The organism is Cellulomonas composti, from assembly GCF_007990245.1.
GTDB classification, from domain to species: domain Bacteria; phylum Actinomycetota; class Actinomycetes; order Actinomycetales; family Cellulomonadaceae; genus Cellulomonas; species Cellulomonas composti.
In genome coordinates, this window is the sequence record NZ_BJWG01000013.1 from 20,456 (window position 1) to 37,381 (window position 16,926).

The 16,926-nt window shown below is 73.2% G+C and carries 16 protein-coding genes; 9 read left to right on the forward strand and 7 right to left on the reverse strand.

Going from position 1 to position 16,926, the window contains the following annotated elements:
• Window positions 1-156: 156 nt before the first annotated feature.
• From CCO02nite_RS13135 to CCO02nite_RS13145, 3 genes are all read right to left on the reverse strand, one after another.
• A complete protein-coding gene (locus CCO02nite_RS13135; protein WP_146843614.1) occupies window positions 157-561 on the reverse strand; it encodes a type II toxin-antitoxin system VapC family toxin in 405 nt (134 codons plus the stop codon).
• Complete coding sequence (locus CCO02nite_RS13140; RefSeq protein WP_146843615.1) at window positions 558-788, reverse strand: FitA-like ribbon-helix-helix domain-containing protein; 231 nt, start codon at window positions 786-788, stop codon at window positions 558-560. The genes CCO02nite_RS13135 and CCO02nite_RS13140 overlap by 4 nt, the downstream gene beginning before the upstream one ends.
• Window positions 789-869: 81 nt before the next feature.
• A complete protein-coding gene (locus CCO02nite_RS13145; RefSeq protein WP_146843616.1) occupies window positions 870-1,757 on the reverse strand; it encodes a LysR family transcriptional regulator in 888 nt (295 codons plus the stop codon).
• 120 nt (window positions 1,758-1,877) lie between these two features.
• Between CCO02nite_RS13145 and CCO02nite_RS13150 the strand changes: the two genes are divergently transcribed.
• Entirely contained in the window at window positions 1,878-2,738 is an 861-nt protein-coding gene (locus CCO02nite_RS13150) for an aldo/keto reductase (RefSeq protein WP_146843617.1), read from the forward strand.
• Window positions 2,739-2,748: 10 nt separating this feature from the next.
• Complete coding sequence (locus CCO02nite_RS13155) at window positions 2,749-3,681, forward strand: aldo/keto reductase (protein WP_146843618.1); 933 nt, start codon at window positions 2,749-2,751, stop codon at window positions 3,679-3,681.
• Window positions 3,682-3,733: 52 nt separating this feature from the next.
• Here the strand turns inward: CCO02nite_RS13155 and CCO02nite_RS13160 are convergent, their stop codons facing one another.
• From CCO02nite_RS13160 to CCO02nite_RS13170, 3 genes are all read right to left on the reverse strand, one after another.
• Entirely contained in the window at window positions 3,734-5,590 is a 1,857-nt protein-coding gene (locus tag CCO02nite_RS13160; RefSeq protein WP_146843619.1) for a leucine-rich repeat domain-containing protein, read from the reverse strand.
• Window positions 5,591-5,708: 118 nt separating this feature from the next.
• Window positions 5,709-7,373 (reverse strand): cation:proton antiporter, encoded by a 1,665-nt coding sequence (locus CCO02nite_RS13165; protein WP_246117551.1) that lies wholly within the window; start codon window positions 7,371-7,373, stop codon window positions 5,709-5,711.
• Between the two features lie 293 nt (window positions 7,374-7,666).
• Window positions 7,667-8,809 (reverse strand): LOG family protein, encoded by a 1,143-nt coding sequence (locus CCO02nite_RS13170; protein ID WP_146843621.1) that lies wholly within the window; start codon window positions 8,807-8,809, stop codon window positions 7,667-7,669.
• Window positions 8,810-8,948: 139 nt separating this feature from the next.
• Here CCO02nite_RS13170 and CCO02nite_RS13175 point away from each other — a divergent pair, with 139 nt between their 5' ends.
• From CCO02nite_RS13175 to CCO02nite_RS13200, 7 genes are all read left to right on the forward strand, one after another.
• On the forward strand, window positions 8,949-10,082 hold the full coding sequence (locus tag CCO02nite_RS13175; RefSeq protein ID WP_246117542.1) for a branched-chain amino acid aminotransferase: 1,134 nt from the start codon (window positions 8,949-8,951) through the stop codon (window positions 10,080-10,082).
• Between the two features lie 6 nt (window positions 10,083-10,088).
• A complete protein-coding gene (locus CCO02nite_RS13180) occupies window positions 10,089-10,871 on the forward strand; it encodes a VOC family protein (RefSeq protein ID WP_246117543.1) in 783 nt (260 codons plus the stop codon).
• An 80-nt stretch (window positions 10,872-10,951) separates the two neighbouring features.
• Window positions 10,952-11,353, forward strand: a complete 402-nt coding sequence (locus CCO02nite_RS15770) for a hypothetical protein (RefSeq protein WP_186812700.1) — start codon at window positions 10,952-10,954, stop codon at window positions 11,351-11,353.
• 142 nt (window positions 11,354-11,495) lie between these two features.
• A complete protein-coding gene (locus CCO02nite_RS13185; RefSeq protein WP_146843710.1) occupies window positions 11,496-12,290 on the forward strand; it encodes an alpha/beta fold hydrolase in 795 nt (264 codons plus the stop codon).
• A gap of 332 nt (window positions 12,291-12,622) precedes the next feature.
• Window positions 12,623-13,165, forward strand: a complete 543-nt coding sequence (locus CCO02nite_RS13190; protein ID WP_281284605.1) for a GNAT family N-acetyltransferase — start codon at window positions 12,623-12,625, stop codon at window positions 13,163-13,165.
• A 208-nt stretch (window positions 13,166-13,373) separates the two neighbouring features.
• Window positions 13,374-14,510 (forward strand): SPFH domain-containing protein, encoded by a 1,137-nt coding sequence (locus tag CCO02nite_RS13195; protein WP_146843622.1) that lies wholly within the window; start codon window positions 13,374-13,376, stop codon window positions 14,508-14,510.
• A 4-nt stretch (window positions 14,511-14,514) separates the two neighbouring features.
• Window positions 14,515-15,645: a TFIIB-type zinc ribbon-containing protein gene (locus CCO02nite_RS13200; protein WP_222593206.1), complete on the forward strand. Its 1,131-nt coding sequence runs from the start codon at window positions 14,515-14,517 to the stop codon at window positions 15,643-15,645.
• Between the two features lie 40 nt (window positions 15,646-15,685).
• Here CCO02nite_RS13200 and CCO02nite_RS13205 read toward each other — a convergent pair whose 3' ends face one another.
• Window positions 15,686-16,870 carry a peptidoglycan-binding domain-containing protein gene (locus CCO02nite_RS13205; RefSeq protein WP_246117544.1) on the reverse strand — a complete coding sequence of 395 codons (1,185 nt, stop codon included), beginning with the start codon at window positions 16,868-16,870 and terminating at the stop codon, window positions 15,686-15,688.
• Window positions 16,871-16,926 lie beyond the last annotated feature (56 nt).

Sequence of the window (16,926 nt, forward strand, 5' to 3'; positions counted from 1 at the left end):
GGGTGATTCCTGCCGTGACGACAGATTTCGCCCGTTCGGGTCGTGAACGTCTCGAGAGCGGCGGCCCGCGGACGAACCGGCAGGGCGCGCCCGAACAGCGATCGTCGAGCGTCAGCAGCCTTCGAGCGCAGGTCGCGCCGTGTCCCGGCTCGAGGGCTACACGACGAGCAGCTCGCACCGCACATCCGGCGCGGCGGCCAGACGGCGGTCCGCGGTGACGAGCCGTGCGCCGAGCAGCTCGGCGAGAGCGACGTAGGACGCGTCGTACGCCGTCAGCGCGCCCGTCAGCTGCCGCACGCGGTGCGCGACCACCTCGTACGGCCACAGCTCGATCGGCAGCCGCGTCGCGTCCTCGTGCGCGAGAGCCGCCTCGGTCCGCGACAGCCGCCCGGAGAGCTCCAGGCGTCGCAGCGCGTTCGCGACCTCGAACGGCAGCAGTGCGGGCGCATGTACCGCGGCGGTCGCGACGAGCTCGCCGACGCGGGCGCCGCTGGGACCGGGATCGAGGAGCAGACCGACGAACGCAGACGCATCGACGACGAGCCTGCCGCGCGCCGTCACCGTCGGTCGGCCGCGAGGTCGGCCAGGAGCTCGGCGTAGTCGAGGGGCTCGTGCGCGGCGGCCCGGCGGCGGATCTCGACGACGACCTCGGCCGCGATCGGCTCGTACGCGAGATCGACGAGGCGTGCCTTGAGGTACTCCTGCAGGGACTGTCCTGCCCGTGCCGCGCGCCCGGCGAGCTCGTCGCGCACCTCCTGCGGCACGTCCCGCACCGTGACGCTCGTCATGCAGGCATACTAGCAGCACGCGCTGCAGAATGCAGATGGTGCTTGCCCGGACGCCCTCACGGTCATCGGCTCGGCCGGAACCTAGGCGACCGCAGCGTCCGGGTCCAGGAGCTCGAGGAGCCGGGGGGCCGGCGACGCCTGGGCGCCGCCGGCGCCGGTGAGGGCCGACACCTCCCACTGCGGGGTGGTCGCCGCGGGGAGTCGGACGGTCGCCAGGCCCGCCGCCTGCGGTTTCGTCGCGATGTGCTGCGGGACCAGCGCGACGCCCAGGCCGCGTTGCACCAGGTCGAGCAGCGTGTGGATGTCGTTGACGGTGCACCGCACGCGACGGCGCACGCCGCGGGCCGCGCACGCCGCGTCGTTCAGCGAGCGCACACCCCACGACGGGTGGAAGTCGACGAACTCCACGGCATCGAGCTGCGCCCAGTCGACGGTGGCGGCGGCCAGCGGGTGGTCCGGGGGTGCCAGCAGCACGACGGGCCGGCGCCCGAGCGGTGTGCGCGGCAGGGCCGTGACGTGCTCGTTCGTCGCGACGAAGGCCACGTCCAGGTCGCCGCTGCGCACCCGCCCGACGAGCTCGTGCGACCCGGCCTGGTCGAAGTGGATGTCCACCTGGGGGTAGCGGTGGTGGAACCGGCTCAGGAGCGTCGGCACGTCGACGACGCCGAGGCACTGCTCGGCGCCCACGCGCAGCCGGCCGGACAGCGCGCGCGTGGCCCGCACGACGGCGTCGCGACCGGACGCGGCCTGCGCGAGCATCGAGCGGGCGTGCGGCAGCAGGGCCAGTCCGGCGTCCGTCGGCTCGACGCGCCGGGTGGTGCGCGTGAACAGCGCCGTCCCCAGCTCCTCCTCGAGCCCGCGGATCGCGGCCGAGAGCCCTGACTGGGAGACGCGGCACAGCGCGGCGGCGCGCGTGAACTGCTGCTCGTCGGCAAGCGCGACGAGGTACTCCATCTGACGCAGGTCCATTCATCACCTCTGCTTCTTGTTGGCATGAACCATAGTGGTTGGACTTCTGACAGGCACGGGCCTAGCGTGCGAGATGCCCGGCGCTGTGCGTCGGTCCCCGCCACCTCGGAGGTATCCGCAGTGCAGCAGCGCACCATCGGCCCGCGCACCGTCAGCACGATCGGTCTCGGCGGCATGCCGATGTCGATCGAGGGCCGGCCCGACACCGACCGGTCCGTCGCCACCGTCCACGCCGCGCTCGACGCCGGGGTCACCCTGATCGACACCGCCGACGCGTACCACCTGCACGCCGACGAGGTCGGGCACAACGAGGAGCTCATCGCCGCGGCACTGCGCTCGTACGGCGGCGACACGTCGGGCGTGCTCGTCGCGACGAAGGGCGGGCACCTGCGCCCGGGCGACGGGAGCTGGACCCAGGACGGCCGTCCCGAGCACCTCAAGGAGGCCGCGAAGGCCTCCGCCCGACGCCTCGGTGTGGACGCGATCGGGCTCTACCAGTTCCATCGCCCCGACCCGCGGGTCCCGTACGCGGACTCGGTCGGCGCCATCCGTGATCTGCTCGACGAGGGCTGGATCGAGCTCGCGGGGATCTCGAACGCGAGCGTCGCGCAGATCGACGAGGCGAACGAGGTCCTCGGCGGCCGACTGGTCTCCGTGCAGAACCAGTTCTCGCCTGCGTTCCGCTCCAGCCTGGGCGAGCTCGAGCACTGCGCCGCGCTCGGCATCGCGTTCCTGCCGTGGAGCCCGCTCGGCGGGATCTCGCGCGCCGGCGAGGTCGGCTCGCGCCACGCCGCGTTCCAGCGCGTGGCCGACGAGCACGGCGTCAGCCCGCAGCGGGTGACGCTGGCCTGGGAGCTCGCGCTCGCCCCCGTCGTCGTGCCGATCCCCGGCGCGTCCCGCCCGGCCAGCATCCAGGACTCGGTGCACGCCGCCGACCTGGTGCTCACGGCCGACGAGGTCGCGCTCCTGTCGCAGTCCTGAGGAGGAACCGATGAAGACCTTCACGCTCCCCGGCACCGACCTGACAGTGCCCGACGTCGTCCTCGGCCTCATGCGCATCCAACAGAAGTCCGACGAGGAGGTGCGCGCGCTGGTCGGCGCGGCCCGGGACGCGGGCATCGCGTTCTTCGACCACGCCGACGTGTACGGCGCCGAGCTGCACGGCTGCGAGCGACGGTTCGCCGAGGCCATGGCCCTGACGCCGAGCCAGCGGGCCGAGGTCGTGCTGCAGACCAAGGCGGGCATCGTGCCCAGCGGCCCGTACTTCGACTTCTCCTACGAGCACCTCGTGGCGTCCGCGGACGCCTCGCTGCAGGCGCTGGGCACCGACTACCTCGACCTGCTCCTGCTGCACCGGCCCGACGCGCTCGTCGAGCCCGAGGAGGTCGCGCGCGCGTTCGACGAGCTCGCGGCCGCCGGGAAGGTGCGTCACTTCGGCGTCTCGAACCACACGCCCGGGCAGATCGAGCTGCTGAAGAAGCACGTGACGCAGCCGCTCGTCGTCAACCAGCTCCAGCTGTCGATCACGCACGCGCCCCTCGTCGCGCAGGGTGTGGCCTCCAACATGCGCGACCTCGACCAGTCGATCGCGCGCGACACCGGCACGCTCGACTACTGCCGACTGCACGACATCACGGTGCAGGCGTGGTCGCCGTTCCAGGGCGGGTTCTTCGACGGCGTCTTCCTCGGCTCGACGAAGTACCCCGAGCTCAACGCGGTGCTCGACCGGCTGGCCGTGGAGTACGGCGTGCCGCCGATCGCGGTCGCGACCGCGTGGATCACGCGTCACCCCGCGCAGATGCAGGTCGTGCTGGGCACGACGACACCCGAGCGGGTCACCGCCGCGGCGCAGGGCTCCGGGCTCGGGCTGACCCGCGCGCAGTGGTACGAGCTGTTCCGGGCGGCGGGCCACACCGTCCCCTGATGCGGACCGCGACGACTGACGCACGCGAGCTGCCCGGTGGTCGTCGGCACCCTCAGCGGCCCGAGCGGTCGACGACGGTGAGGCCCTCGACGGTGGCGAGGGACCCGCGCCCCGATGCGCTGCTCGAGGCGGAGAGCACGACCCGCTCCAGCCGAGGGCACGTGGCGAGCGGAGTCACCGAGATGACCCACGACGCGCTCACGTCGACCGTGCGCAGCTCCGGCAGGCCGGCGAGCGCGCCGATGTCGGTGACGTAGGTCCCCGACAGGTCGAGATCCACGAGCGAACGCGCACGGGCCAGCGCCGGGACCCCCTTGACCATGGAGTTCGACAGGTCCAGCACCTGGAGGTTCGGCAGGTCGGCGATGTCCTCGAGGTCGATCGAGCTCAGCGCGGCGGTGAGCGTGGTGAGCGTCGTCATCCTGCCGACGGCAGCGAAGTCGTCCAACCAGGTCGACGTCACGTCGAGCTCCTCGAGCGGCAGACCGACGAGCGGCGACAGGTCCTCGACCGACGTGCGGCTGATCGTCAACGACGTGAGCTTGTCGAGCGGTGCGAGGGGGGTCACGTCGTCGACCGTCTCCCCGGACAACCGGAGCGTCGTGAGCTCGGTGAGCCCGCCGAGGGGCGTCAGGTCCACCGGCGGGAGCTCGTCGTAGTAGAAGGACTGACCGACCTCGGGGAGGGTGAGCTCGGTCAGCGAGGTGAGCGACGACAGCGGCGTCAGGTCCATGACACGGTCGATCCCCCAGACGTCGAGCCTGGTGAGGGACACGAGCGCGCCGACGGACGAGAGGTCCGGGAGCTGGGTGCTCGACGCGTCGAGGCTCGTCAGTGCGCCGAGCGTGGCCAGCGGAGCGAGGTCGTCGACGCCCGTCGAGCTGATGTCGAGCGTCGTCAGCGACGTCAGTCCGGCCAACGGCTGCACGGTCCTGACGGGGGCCGACGAGGCGTCGAGCGTCGTGAGCGCGGTGAGTCCGGCGAGCGGGGCGAGCGACTGCGCCCGGGTGTGCGCGGCGTCCAGCGAGGTGAGCGACGTCAGCCCGGCGAGCGGTGCGAGGTCCGTCACCGGCGTCTGGGAGATGTCGAGGAGGGTGAGGTCGGTCAGACCGGCGAGCGGCCCGAGGTCGGCGACCGCCGACCCCCGCAGCGACAGCTCGGTCAGGCCGGCCAGGCCGCCGATCGGGCCGATGTCCGCGGCGGGCGACGCGAGCAGGTCGAGCGACGTCAGCGCGGTCAGGTGCGCCAACGGCGTGAGGTCCGCGACGCCGACCCCGTCGAGCGTCAGACCCGTGAGCCCTGTGAGCCGTCCGACGGGAGCGAGGTCCGCGAGCGCCGCACTGCGGAGCTCGAGCGTGCGCAGCGAGGTCAGCTCGCCGAGGCTGTCGAGCGCCGGTGGCTCGGTCGTCGCGCCGCCGGCGATCAGCAGCGTCTCGAGGTCGGGCAGGTCGGCGACGGGCGTGAGGTCCGTGATCGCCGTCCGGGACAGCTCGAGCGTCGCCAGGTGACCCAGCGCGCTCGCGGGGGACAGGTCGGAGGCCGCCACGTCGGCGAGGGCGAGCGAGCGCACGGAGTCGAGCGTCTCCAGCCCGACGAGGCTCGTCACCGCGTGCGACCGGCCGCTGCAGGTCAGGGCCTCCAGCGCGGCGAGGTCGGCGCGTGGAACGGCGGCCTCGTCCGACGCGCCCAGGGCCTGCGCCACGCACCGGCGCAGGCCGGCGTCCGGGAACGCCGTGGCGAGTGCGACGTCGGACGTGGGCCGTCCGTGCATCGCGACGACGGCCGCGGCGAGAGTCACGGCGATCGCGACGCCGGCGGCGACGAACCACGGCCGGCGCCGGGTGCCCGTGCCGTCCGGCACCTCGTCGGACGTGGGGAAGGTCGAGGTCTGCTCGGGTGTGGTCGTCACGGTCGTCGCCCCCTGGCGCTCGTCGTCGTCACGCCTGTCGGCGCGCCCAGAGGTTAGCGGCGGGCGCGCCCGTCCTGCCCCGGTTTGTCCACAGGCGAGGCGCGGGCGCGGGCTGTGGTCAGGCCGCGAGCTTGCTGCGCAGCTCGATCGCGGTCTGGTCGGCGTCGACGTTGGCCAGCGCGTTCTCGAGGACGTCGGAGTCGAACGTGCCGTTGTCGCGCGCGTCGAGCAGCGCGGTGCGCTGGGCCGCGAGCACGGCGAGCCGGTAGGTCCGCTGCTGCGCGAACCGCTCCGGACGGGGCGCGGACTCGGGGATCGTCGGCTCGCGCACGGTCGCGGCCCCCTCGCGCAGCAGGTCGAACAGGCGCGTGCGCTCGGCCTCGTTCTGCTCGTCGACCGCCTCCTGGTCGACGTCGGTCCGCAGGTGGCGCACCAGCGGGCCGATGGTGCCGCCCTGCACGACGAGCGACATCGTCGCCACCGCGAAGGCGATGAGCACGAGGACGGCTCGCTGCGGTGTGTCGTCGGGAAGGGTCTGCGCGGCGGCGACGGTGACGGCCCCGCGCATCCCGGCCCACACCACGACCGTGCCCTCGCGCCAGCCCAGCGGCTCGCGACGGAAGTAGTCGAGGTCGGCGAGCCCGCGCGTGATCCGCACGGCGAACCGTTCGAGGTCGCGGTCGGTGACGGTGCGGCGGCTCCGGGCGTTGAGCCTCTCGAGCGTCTCCTGCTTGCCCGCCGAGGTCTGCATCCTCGTCTGCATCGTCTCGAGCTTCGACTGCAGCCGCTCGGACCGGCGGGCGCGGCGGGCGAGGATGCCCAGCAGCGGCGCGACGTACGCGGCCCGCACGAGGATCGTCAGGACGAGCGCGCCGATCGCGACGAGCACCGCGGCGCCCACCCCCGCGTGGTCCTGCTGCACGTCCGTCACGACCGCCCGCAGCTGCACGCCCATCGTCAGGAACACTGCACCCTCGAGGACCAGCTCGACCGTGCGCCAGTTCTGCTTGTCCGAGAGGCGGTGCTGCGGCGACAGCTCGCGCGGCGCGCGGATCCCCGTGAGCAGCCCGGCCACCACGGCCGCGACCAGCCCGGACGCGTTCAGGAGCTCCGCGGGGATCGATGCGACGAACGGCACCGTGAAGGACAGCAGCGTGTTCACCGCCGGGTCGTGCACGCGCTTGCGGACGACGAGGTTGAGCCAACCGACGACCCCGCCGACGACGAGCGCGACGAGGACCGAGTACGAGAAGGACGCGGCGACACGCCAGAACGAGAACGACGCCGCCGTCGCGACGATCGCGGTGCGCAGCAGGACGAGCGCCGTCGCGTCGTTGAGCAGGCTCTCGCCGTCGAGCATCGCGACGACGCGCCTGGACACCGGCTGGCGCTTGATGATCGACGTCGCGACGGCGTCCGTCGGGCTGACGATCGCGCCGAGCGCGACGCCCCACGCGAACCCCAGCTCGGGCAGGACGAGCATGAAGAACAGCCCCAGCACCAGCGAGCTCAGCACGACGAGGATGACCGACAACCCGCTGATCGCCCCGAACTCGCGCCGGAAGTTCATCGTCGGCATCGACACCGCCGCCGAGTACAGCAGCGGTGGCAGCACGCCCGCGAGGATCAGCTCGGGGTCGATGTGGACGGAGTCGAACGCGGGCACGAAGCTGACCGCGACGCCGACGACGACGAGCACGAGCGGCGCAGCGACACCCATCCGCGGCCCCGCGACGGTCGCGGCCGCGATCACCACCAACGCCGCCACCGTCACGATGAGCATCTCGATCACGCGCCCACCCTGACAGCCCCCACCCGACGCGCGCGAGCGCACCCCCGGACAGCCGGACCGTCCCCGGCCTGCCGCAGCGTCCGCGGCCTGCCGGCGCATCTGCGGACAGCTCCGTGGCGGGGTCCGTGGACGTTCGCGGGGTCCGTAGACGTGCGGGGGGCGGGGCAGAGGGCCGCCGGGGTGCGGGCGGTGGGCGGGTGGCGGCGCGGGGCGTGGGTCAGAGGGCCGGGCCTGCAGCGACGGGCGCTCGACGGCGTGCGGATCGACGTCGCGGCCCGGGTCGGCTACCTCACCGAGGTGAGGGTGGGGAGGACGGCGGTGACGTCGGCGACGAGGTGGAGGCGCTCGCCCATGGTGCGGCCGGCGCCGAGCGCGGTGAGCAGCGGCCAGACGGGCAGGTTCGTCATCCACTGCTCGGTCCCGACGAGCACGAGCGGCGCGACCAGGGCGCGCTGCGCCGCGTAGTAGTTCTCGGTCGACGCCTGGAAGATCTCCTGGACGGTGCCGGCGGCGCCCGGCAGCACGACGATCCCGCCACGGCAGCGGTGCAGCAGCGTGTCCTCGCGGACGGAGTTGATGAAGTACTTGGCGATGTCCGTGGCGAACAGGTTCGGCGGTTCGTGGCCGTAGAACCACGTGGGGATGCCCACGGATCGGCCGGCGCGGGCCGGGGGGTACGCCCGACGCACCGCGCGGGCTGCGTCGACCCACGCGTCGATCCCGCCGGGGCCGGCGAAGGTCGGGGCGGCGGAGAGCAGGGCGAGCGCCCCGCGCTGCGGGTCGTCGAGCGCGTCGTCGTCGAACCCGGACAGATACGCGCCGAGGTTGACCGCCTCCATCGCGCCGGGGCCACCGCCGGTGAGCACGGTGTAGCCCGCGCGGGTCAGGTCCCGGCCGAGCCGCGCGGCGTCCGCGAATGCGGGCGTGCTGCGGTGCACGTCGTGGCCGCCCATGACCCCGACGACCCGCGCCGGCTCGATGCCGAGCATGAGGTCGTCCAGCGCGTCGGTGATCGAGTGGTCGTGCAGGGTGCCGGCCAGCGAACCGCGCAGGTCGCGCGTGGTCCGCCACTCCCGCGACCACGCGTAGACGATCCCGTCCAGCGACTGCGCGTACGGACCGTCGCCGAACAGCGCATCGGCGTCGTAGAGCGTCGAACGGTAGGGGTTGAAGGGCAGGTCGGGCAGCATCGGGAAGACGAGCGCGCCGCGTGCCCGCAGCTCCGACTCGACGTCGTCGGCCAGCGCGCACCCCAGCAGGACCGCACCGGCGACGTCGCACTCGGCGAGCACCGAGGACCGCCCCGACAGGTCGACGGACTGCACCATGGCGCCCCGCAGCGACGGCCGCCCGAGCCGGTGGAGCGTCTCCGCGAGGTGGTCGTCGAGCTCCGCGAGCGACTCGAGCTCGATCGTCTGCCGGGTCATGGGTCCGACCCTACGCACGCCGCGCCTCTCGTCGGGCCCGCTCCGGGCGAGCCACTTTCCGGCGAGTGGACCGTGACGCGTGTGGGTGCCGGGGTGTCCAATCGGGTGTCGCCCGTCCCCGACGCCCGGAGCACCCCCTTTGACCACGACCACGCACGCGACGAGCGAGCACCCGACCGACTGGTCAGCGCTCGTGCGCACCGAGCCGCACCCGTCCCCCGCGTCCGACGAGAAGCGCACGCAGGCGTTGCGCGCGCCGGCGTTCGGCACGTGCTTCACCGATCACATGGTGCTGGTCGACTGGACGCGTGACGCCGGCTGGACGGACCCGCGCCTGGTCCCGCTCGGGCCGCTCCCACTGCACCCCGCGGCCGCGGTGCTGCACTACGGCCAGGAGGTGTTCGAGGGGCTCAAGGTCTATCGCCACCCCGACGGCAGGCTGGTCGCGTTCCGCCCGGACCGCAACGCCGTACGGCTGCGTCGGTCGGCGCGGCGGCTGGCGCTGCCGGAGGTGCCGGAGGGCCTGTTCCACGCGGCGGTCGATGCGCTCGTCGCGGCCGACCACGCGTGGGTCCCGAGCGGCCCGGGTGACAGCCTGTACCTGCGGCCGTTCGTCGTCGCGTCCGAGGCGTTCCTGGGTGTGCGCGCGGCGGACGCTGCGCTGTTCGGCGTGATCGCGAGCCCGGCGGGCGCGTACTTCCACGCCGGCGTGGACGGCATCTCGTTGTGGCTCTCGACGACGTACTCGCGGGCCGGCCGCGGCGGGACGGGGGCCGCCAAGTGCGGCGGCAACTACGCGGCGTCGCTCGTCGCGCAGCAGGAGGCGGCGGAGCACGGCTGCGCCCAGGTGCTGTTCACCGACGCGGAGACGGGCCGCTGGGTCGAGGAGGCGGGCAGCATGAACCTGTTCGCCGTGCTCGCCGACGGCACGCTCGTCACGCCGCCGACGACCGGCACGATCCTCGAGGGCGTCACGCGCGACTCGGTGCTGAGGCTCGCCGCCGACCTCGGGTACGCGACGCAGGAGCGGCCGTTCGGGGTCGACGAGTGGACGCGGCTCGCCGCGTCGGGTGAGCTGACCGAGGTGTTCGCGACCGGCACCGCCGCGGTGATCACACCGGTCGTCCGGCTCGTGTCGGCGGACGCGGTGGTCGAGACGCCGACGGTCGGCTTCGGTCCGGTGGCGCGGCGGTTGCACGCGGAGCTCACGGGCATGCAGTTCGGAACGGTCCCCGACCGGTTCGGCTGGCTGCGTGAGGTCGGGGCGCACTGAGTGGGCGTGCCGGACGGTACGGGGAGCGCGACGAGCGGCGTGCGCGCGGGTTGGCTGACGGTCTTCGTCGACCTCGCTCCCGACGAGCACGCCGCGGGCGCGGTGTTCTGGGCCGCGCTCACCGGGGCGGCACTGTCGGCGAGCCGGGGCGCGCACGACGAGTTCGCGACTCTGCTGCCGGCGTCGGGCGCCGCGTACCTGCGCGTGCAGCGGCTCGGCGCCGGGCCCTCCGGCGTGCACCTGGACCTGCACGTGCCCGACCTCGACGACGCGACGGCGCTCGCGACCGGCGCCGGGGCGAGCGTCGTGGCCCGCCCGGGGCACGTGGTGCTGCGCTCGCCCGGCGGGTTCCCGTTCTGCCTCGTCGGGCTGCAGGCGGACGACGACGCGGCGAGCCGGACGCCTCCTGTGCGCCTGGCCGACGGGCACCGTTCGATCGCGGACCAGCTCACGATCGACGTGACCCCCGACCGCTGGGACGACGAGGTCGCGTTCTGGCCGAGGCTCACGGGGTGGCCCGCGGCGCCCGCGTCCCGCCCGGGGATGGTGCGGCTGCACACACCTTCGTCGCTGCCGGTGCGCGTGCTGCTGCAACGCAAGGACGAGGGTCCGACGAGCGGGCATGTCGACGTCGCGACCGACGACCGCCCGGCGGAGGTCGCGCGGCTCGTCGCGCTGGGTGCGGGCGTCGCGGCGCTGGGACCGGCCTGGACGGTGCTCGACCCACCGGCCGGACCGAGCCTGTGCGTGACCGACCGTGACCCGGCGACAGGTCTGGTGCCGCGGTGATCGTCGAGATGCCCGACGACCTGTAGCGTCACCGTCGGGTCGCGCGGCACCCGCGCGCGGGCGACGACGAGGAGGCGGCTGTGCAGCGGCGCATCGGCCCTGAGCACGTCGTCGACTGGTTCGTGTACGTCGTCGTGCTGAACCTGGCGACGCAGTTCGTGCCACAGGTCATCACCGAGTCGTTCGCCATGTCGCTGCTCGTCGCGCTGCTGCTCAAGCTCGTGCTCGAGGCGGTGCTCGCGCTGAAGCGACGCGTCAAGGGCCGGTTCGCGGACGCGACGACGACGGCCGGCAAGGTCACGAGCGCGCTCCTGCTCCTGGTGCTGCTTCCCGGATCGAAGTTCGTCGTGCTCGAGCTGGTGGACGTCGTCTTCGGTGATGCGGTCGATCTCGACGGGTTCTTCCTGGTCACGGCACTGATCCTCACGCTGCTCCTGGCCCGCCTGGGCGTCCGCCGCCTCCTGGCATCCCCGAACCCCTGACCCACCCCACCACCCGTACCACCGCCCCCGCCCCCGCCACCGCCGCCGAGTTCGTCAGCCTGACGCGAGGACGTCAGGTCCTGCTGGCGCAGTGACGTCCTTCTGGCGCACTCGGCGGGTGCGGCGCGCCTACGCTCGGGGCGTGAGCGGACTCGTCGTGCATCGGTACGGAAATCCAGCGGCCCGGCCGGTCGTGCTGCTGCACGGGCTCACCGAGGCCGGCACCACCTGGCCCGACCTCGTCGAGCACTGGGGTGGCGCGTGGGACGTGCACGCTCCGGACCTGCGCGGGCACGGCGCGTCGCCGCGGTTCACGGAGGACGAGCTGGCGCGCAGCCCTGAGGTGATGCTCGCCGACGTGCTGGCGGTGCTCGATGCCGTGCCCGGCCCCGCCGCGCTCGTCGGGCACTCGCTGGGCGGACTGTTCGCGCTGCGCGCTGCGCTCGCCCGGCCCGACCGCGTGTGGGCGCTCGTGCTCGAGGACCCGACGCAGCCCAGCGGCTCACGCGTGCCGAACCCCGAGTTCGTCGCGCCGACCGAACGGTTCCTCGACGACATGGCGGACCAGGCCGGGCAGGTCGAGCGGATGCTGCGCGAGACGTCGTGGAGCCGCGCCGAGGTGGATGCCTGGGCGCAGTGCAAGCCGCTGGTGGACCGCGAGTACGTCCGACGAGGCAGCTACCTCGGTGACGGCGCCTGGGAGGAGCTGTTCGCGGCGCTCACCGTGCCGACGCTGCTCGTCGTGCCGGTCGATGCGCCGATGGCACCCCGCCGCGTGGACAACCCGCTGGTGCGCACCGCCGCGATCCCGGGGGCCGGCCACTGCGTCCGGCGCGACCAGCCGGCCGCCTACCACCGCGCCGTCGACACCCTCCTCGCCACCGCCACCCACCCCGCTCCCCAGTCCAGCCCGTCCCACCCCACCCACCCCCGCTGACCGCAACACCAGCACCCGCGCTCCACCACCCCCGCCGCAAGCACCCGCCGCAGGCACCCGCGCTCCGGCACCCGCCGCGGGCACCCCGCCTCCGGTACCCATCGCTCGATCCACGGACCCCCGCGACATCCACGGACCCGGCGACGTCTGCGGACCGCTGTTTCGTCTGCGGACAGTGGGAGCGTCGGTGGACCGTGCGGTGGCAGGGTCCGTGGGCGTTGCGGGTGTCCGTCGATGCTCGGGCGGTCCGCAGGCGCCAGCGGCGGGGGTGCCGGGGTGGGGGGGCGTCAGCGTGGCGGCGGGGGTGAGAGTGGGTGGGTAGGGTCCCGGGGGTGACGGGGCCGGAGCGGGTGACGGGGGAGCCGGAGCAGGTGACGGGGGAGCCGGAGCGGGCGAGCGCGGGCGATGTCGCGGCGATCCATGCGTTGCGGCGGTCGCTCGAGGACTGGATGACCGCGCACGGGATCGAGCAGTGGCCCGTCGGGTCGCAGTCCGCCGCGCGGATTGCGGCCGGGGTAGCGGATGGCCAGTGGTGGGTGCTGCGGGACGATGCGGGCGTCGTCGCGGCGGTGCGGATCGTGCGTACGGACCCGGACTACTGGGGCGACGACGACACGCCCGCGCTGTACGTCCACGGGCTGATGGTCGACCGCCGCGCGTCGGGGTCCGGGCTCGGACGGGGTCTCGTCGAGTGGGCGGGCCGACGCGCCGCCGCCGAGGGTGTCGCGTGGCTGCGCCTCGACCACCGCTCGTCCAACCCGCACCTCGACGCGCTCTACGGCTCCTGGGGCTTCGAGCCCGTCGCCGAGACCGATCGGCCGGGCTACCTCGTCGTGCTCATGCAACGCCCGGTCGCACCCGAGGCGACGGCGTAGCGGCTCAGGCGAAGTGGTGGCGGGGCGCCGTGCGCAGCGAGGGCCGGAGCCGGGCGCGCACGTGTGAGGCCCGCGTGAGCACGGTGAACGGTACGGGCGTGCGTCCGGGGGCGGGGCTGGGCGGGTGGGGGGTGAGATGGGCGTGGAAGGGGTGGGCGCGAGGGGGGCGGGGCTCTAGGGTCGGGGGGACCGCGACGAAAGGGTGGGCATGAGCTTCGTGGACAAGCTGCGCGGGCAGCTGATCGACATCATCGAGTTCCTGGACGACAGCCGGGACACGATCGTGTGGAGGTTTCCCCGGCAGGGCAACGAGATCAAGAACCAGGCGCAGCTCGTCGTGCGTGAGGGGCAGATCGCGGTCTTCGAGAACGAGGGCCAGATCGCGGACGTGTTCGGCCCCGGCCGCTACGTCCTCGAGACCAAGAACCTGCCGATCCTCACCACGCTCAAGGGCTGGAAGTACGGCTTCAACTCGCCGTTCAAGGCGGAGGTCTACTTCGTTGCGACCCGCCAGTTCACGGACTTCAAGTGGGGCACGCAGAACCCGATCACGATGCGCGACCCGGAGTTCGGGATGGTCCGCCTGCGCGCGTTCGGCACCTACGCGCTGAAGGTCACCGACCCCTCGGCGCTGCTGCGCCAGCTCGTCGGGACCGACTCGAACTTCCGGACCGACGAGATCGGCGAGTTCTTCCGGCAGAACGTCATCGCGCACCTCGCACCCGCGCTCGCGACCTCCGGCGTCGCGATGCTCGACCTTGCGGCCCACCAGCTCTCGCTGTCCGAGACCCTGGCGCCCGCGCTGACCGCCGAGCTCTCGGAGTACGGCGTCACGATCACGCGGTTCGTCATCGAGAACGTCTCGCTGCCGCCGGAGGTCGAGGCTGCTCTCGACAAGCGCACCCAGATGGGCGTGCTCGGCGACCTCGACCAGTTCACCAAGTTCCAGACCGCCACCGCGATCGGCGACGCTGCGAACAACCCGGGCGGCGCCGGCGAGGGCATGGGGCTCGGCATGGGCATGGCGATGGGCACGCAGATGGCGCAGTCGATCCAGGCCGCGAACCGGCCCGGCGCCTCGGGTGGGGCTCCGACCGGCGGCCCGCCGCCGCTGCCCGTCCAGGACGAGGTGTGGTTCTACGCGGTCGGCGGCGCCCAGACCGGTCCGCTGCCGCCCGAGGACCTTGCGGTCAAGGTGAACGCCGGCGAGATCGCGCGCGACACGCTCGTCTGGAAGCAGGGCCTCGCCGCGTGGACACCGGCCGGGGACGTCCCCGCGCTCACGCACCTGTTCGCGGCCGTCCCGCCACCGCTGCCGCCGGCTGGCCCGAGCACAGGAGCCTGACCCGATGTCGGACGACCTCAACCCGCCGGACCTCGCGCCGGCGGCTGCCTCCGACACGTCGTGGGGCGCTCCGCCTGCAGCACCCGAGGCGACCGTGCTGCAGGGCCGGTGCTCCGTCTGCGGGGCGCAGCTCGCCTACGCCCCCGGGACCCGATTGCTCGAGTGCGGGTCGTGCGGCAACCGGGTGGAGATCGCCCGCCCGCAGGACCACGTGGTCGAGGAGCACTCGTACGCGCACTGGGTCGCCGACCACGGCCGGTACGAGGTCGCGTCGATCGGTGGGCAGGTGCTGCGCTGCCAGGGCTGCGGCGCGAGCACTGAGACCAAGGACGTCGCGGGGAGCTGCCAGTTCTGCGGTGGAGCGCTCGTCTCGGTCACCAACCCCGCGGGCGTGATCGTGCCGGAGGGTGTGCTGCCGTTCCAGGTCGACGGACCCGCGGCGCGCGACCAGTTCCGCTCCTGGGTGCGGTCGCGGTGGTTCGCGCCGGGCGCGCTCAAGAAGGTCGGCGACACGGAGTCGTTGCAGGGCACCTACCTGCCGCACTGGACCTTCGACGCGGAGACGACGTCGGACTACACGGGCCAGCGCGGCGAGCACTACTGGGTGAAGGAGGGCGACCAGCAGGTCCGCAAGACCCGGTGGTACGGCGCGCGCGGGACCGTCGAGCTGTCCTTCGACGACGTCCTCGTGCCGGGGTCGACGACGCTGCCGACCGATCGAGTCGAGAAGCTCGGTCCCTGGTCGCTCGACGCCGTCGAGCCCTACCAGCCCGAGTACCTGCTCGGCCACTCTGCGGTGCGTTACGACGTCGACCCGCAGGCAGCACTGCCGCAGGCGCAGGCGCAGATGGACGGGGAGATCCGGGACGAGGTCAAGCGGGACATCGGCGGCGACGAGCAGCAGGTGCACCACGTGAACACCCGGTACGACCAGCTGATGTTCAAGCTGATCCTGCTGCCCATCTGGATCGCGACGTTCATGTACGCCGGCCGGCAGTGGCAGGTGACGATCAACGCCAACACGGGCGAGGTCGTCGGTCAGCGCCCGTACAGCGTGCCCAAGATCATGGCCGCGACGATCGTCGCGCTGATCGTCGTCTCGTTGCTCATCTGGTACGGGACGAGCCGCGCCTGATCTCCCAGCGACCAGGCGCGGCCCGTACCGGGACTGCGGCTCAGGCCGTCGCGGTGGGCTCCGGGGTCTCCGGTGCCTCGGTGGGCTCGGGGTCCTCGGTCGGCTCCGGCTCCTCGGTCGGCTCGACGGGGTCGACGAGCCCGGCGAGCGCCTCGTCGAACGCGGCGACGGTCGCGGCGTCGACCACGCCCGTCGGCTCGACGCCGAGGTCGGTCTGCAGCTGCATGACCGCCTCGGTCAGCTCGGGCGTCCACTGGCCGTCGATCGGGCCGTCCCAGTAGCCGGCGAGGTGCAGGGTCTGCTGCAGTGCGCTCGTGGCGATCAGCTCGGACTGCGCCGCGGCGCCGCCCTTGGCGAGCAGTGCGGACTGCAGCGCGGCGTTGGTCGCCTTGTCGACGGAGCCGGTGACCGGCAGGCCGTTCGCCTGCTGGAGCGCCTCGACGGCGGTGACGGTCTGCGGGCCGTAGATGCCGTCGACCTCACCCTCGTAGAAGCCCGCGTCCTTGAGCGACTGCTGCAGCGCGGCCGTGTACTGCGAGGCCGCCGCCTGCGCGCTCGCGAGCTGGTCGTCCGAGAGGCAGCCGGCGTCCGCGACCAGGCGGAGCCACGACATCTCGAGCGCGACGGCAGCAGCGTTGAACTGCTGCGACGCCTGCGCGAGCGGCGTGTCCTCGCCAATGCCCTCCTGGACGGCGGTGAACTCCTCGTCGGCCTGCTGCACGCGCGCGACCGAGTCGGCGGGAGCGATCGGCACGGCCGACGCCTCCGTCACCTCGGGCACCGGCGCCGGCGTGCCGGACGTGCCGGCCTGGATCGCCGCGAGCTCGGCGTTCGCCTGGTCGAGCTCGGTCTGTGCCGCCGCGACGGCCTGGCTCGCCTCGGTCGCGGACCTTCCGTCGGCGACGACCTCGGCGCGCGGCGCCTGCAGGTCGGCACCGGCGGTCGCGACGTCGCCCACCGTGACCGCGTCCTGGGTGAGGACGTCCCCGTACCGGTCGAGCGCCTCGATGTAGTCCGTGGCGGACGTGCAGAACGCGTCACCCGTCGACTCGGCACTCGCCTGCGCGTCCGAGAGCGCCTTCTCCTTGGAGCTGACCTGGGCCTGAGCCTTCTCCAGGTCGCTCGCACCGTCTCCGGAGCATCCTGCGGTCAGCAGCAGCGACCCGACGAGCGAGCCGATCATGATCGGCTTGATGTAGCCCCGTCCATCTCGCACCTTGCGCACGAATGACCTCCAAACACGTCGGCGAGGGCCGGGTGTCGCGGTCGAGAGCCGCGAGC

Excerpts from the sequence above, each read along its gene's own strand:
- CCO02nite_RS13140 (WP_146843615.1), bottom strand. The coding sequence starts at position 788 with ATGACGAGCGTCACGGTGCGGGACGTGCCGCAGGAGGTGCGCGACGAG.
- CCO02nite_RS13145 (WP_146843616.1), bottom strand. The coding sequence starts at position 1,757 with ATGGACCTGCGTCAGATGGAGTACCTCGTCGCGCTTGCCGACGAGCAG.
- CCO02nite_RS13155 (WP_146843618.1), top strand. The coding sequence starts at position 2,749 with ATGAAGACCTTCACGCTCCCCGGCACCGACCTGACAGTGCCCGACGTC.
- CCO02nite_RS13165 (WP_246117551.1), bottom strand. The coding sequence starts at position 7,373 with ATGCTCATCGTGACGGTGGCGGCGTTGGTGGTGATCGCGGCCGCGACC.
- CCO02nite_RS13170 (WP_146843621.1), bottom strand. The coding sequence starts at position 8,809 with ATGACCCGGCAGACGATCGAGCTCGAGTCGCTCGCGGAGCTCGACGAC.
- CCO02nite_RS13195 (WP_146843622.1), top strand. The coding sequence starts at position 13,374 with ATGAGCTTCGTGGACAAGCTGCGCGGGCAGCTGATCGACATCATCGAG.
- CCO02nite_RS13200 (WP_222593206.1), top strand. The coding sequence starts at position 14,515 with ATGTCGGACGACCTCAACCCGCCGGACCTCGCGCCGGCGGCTGCCTCC.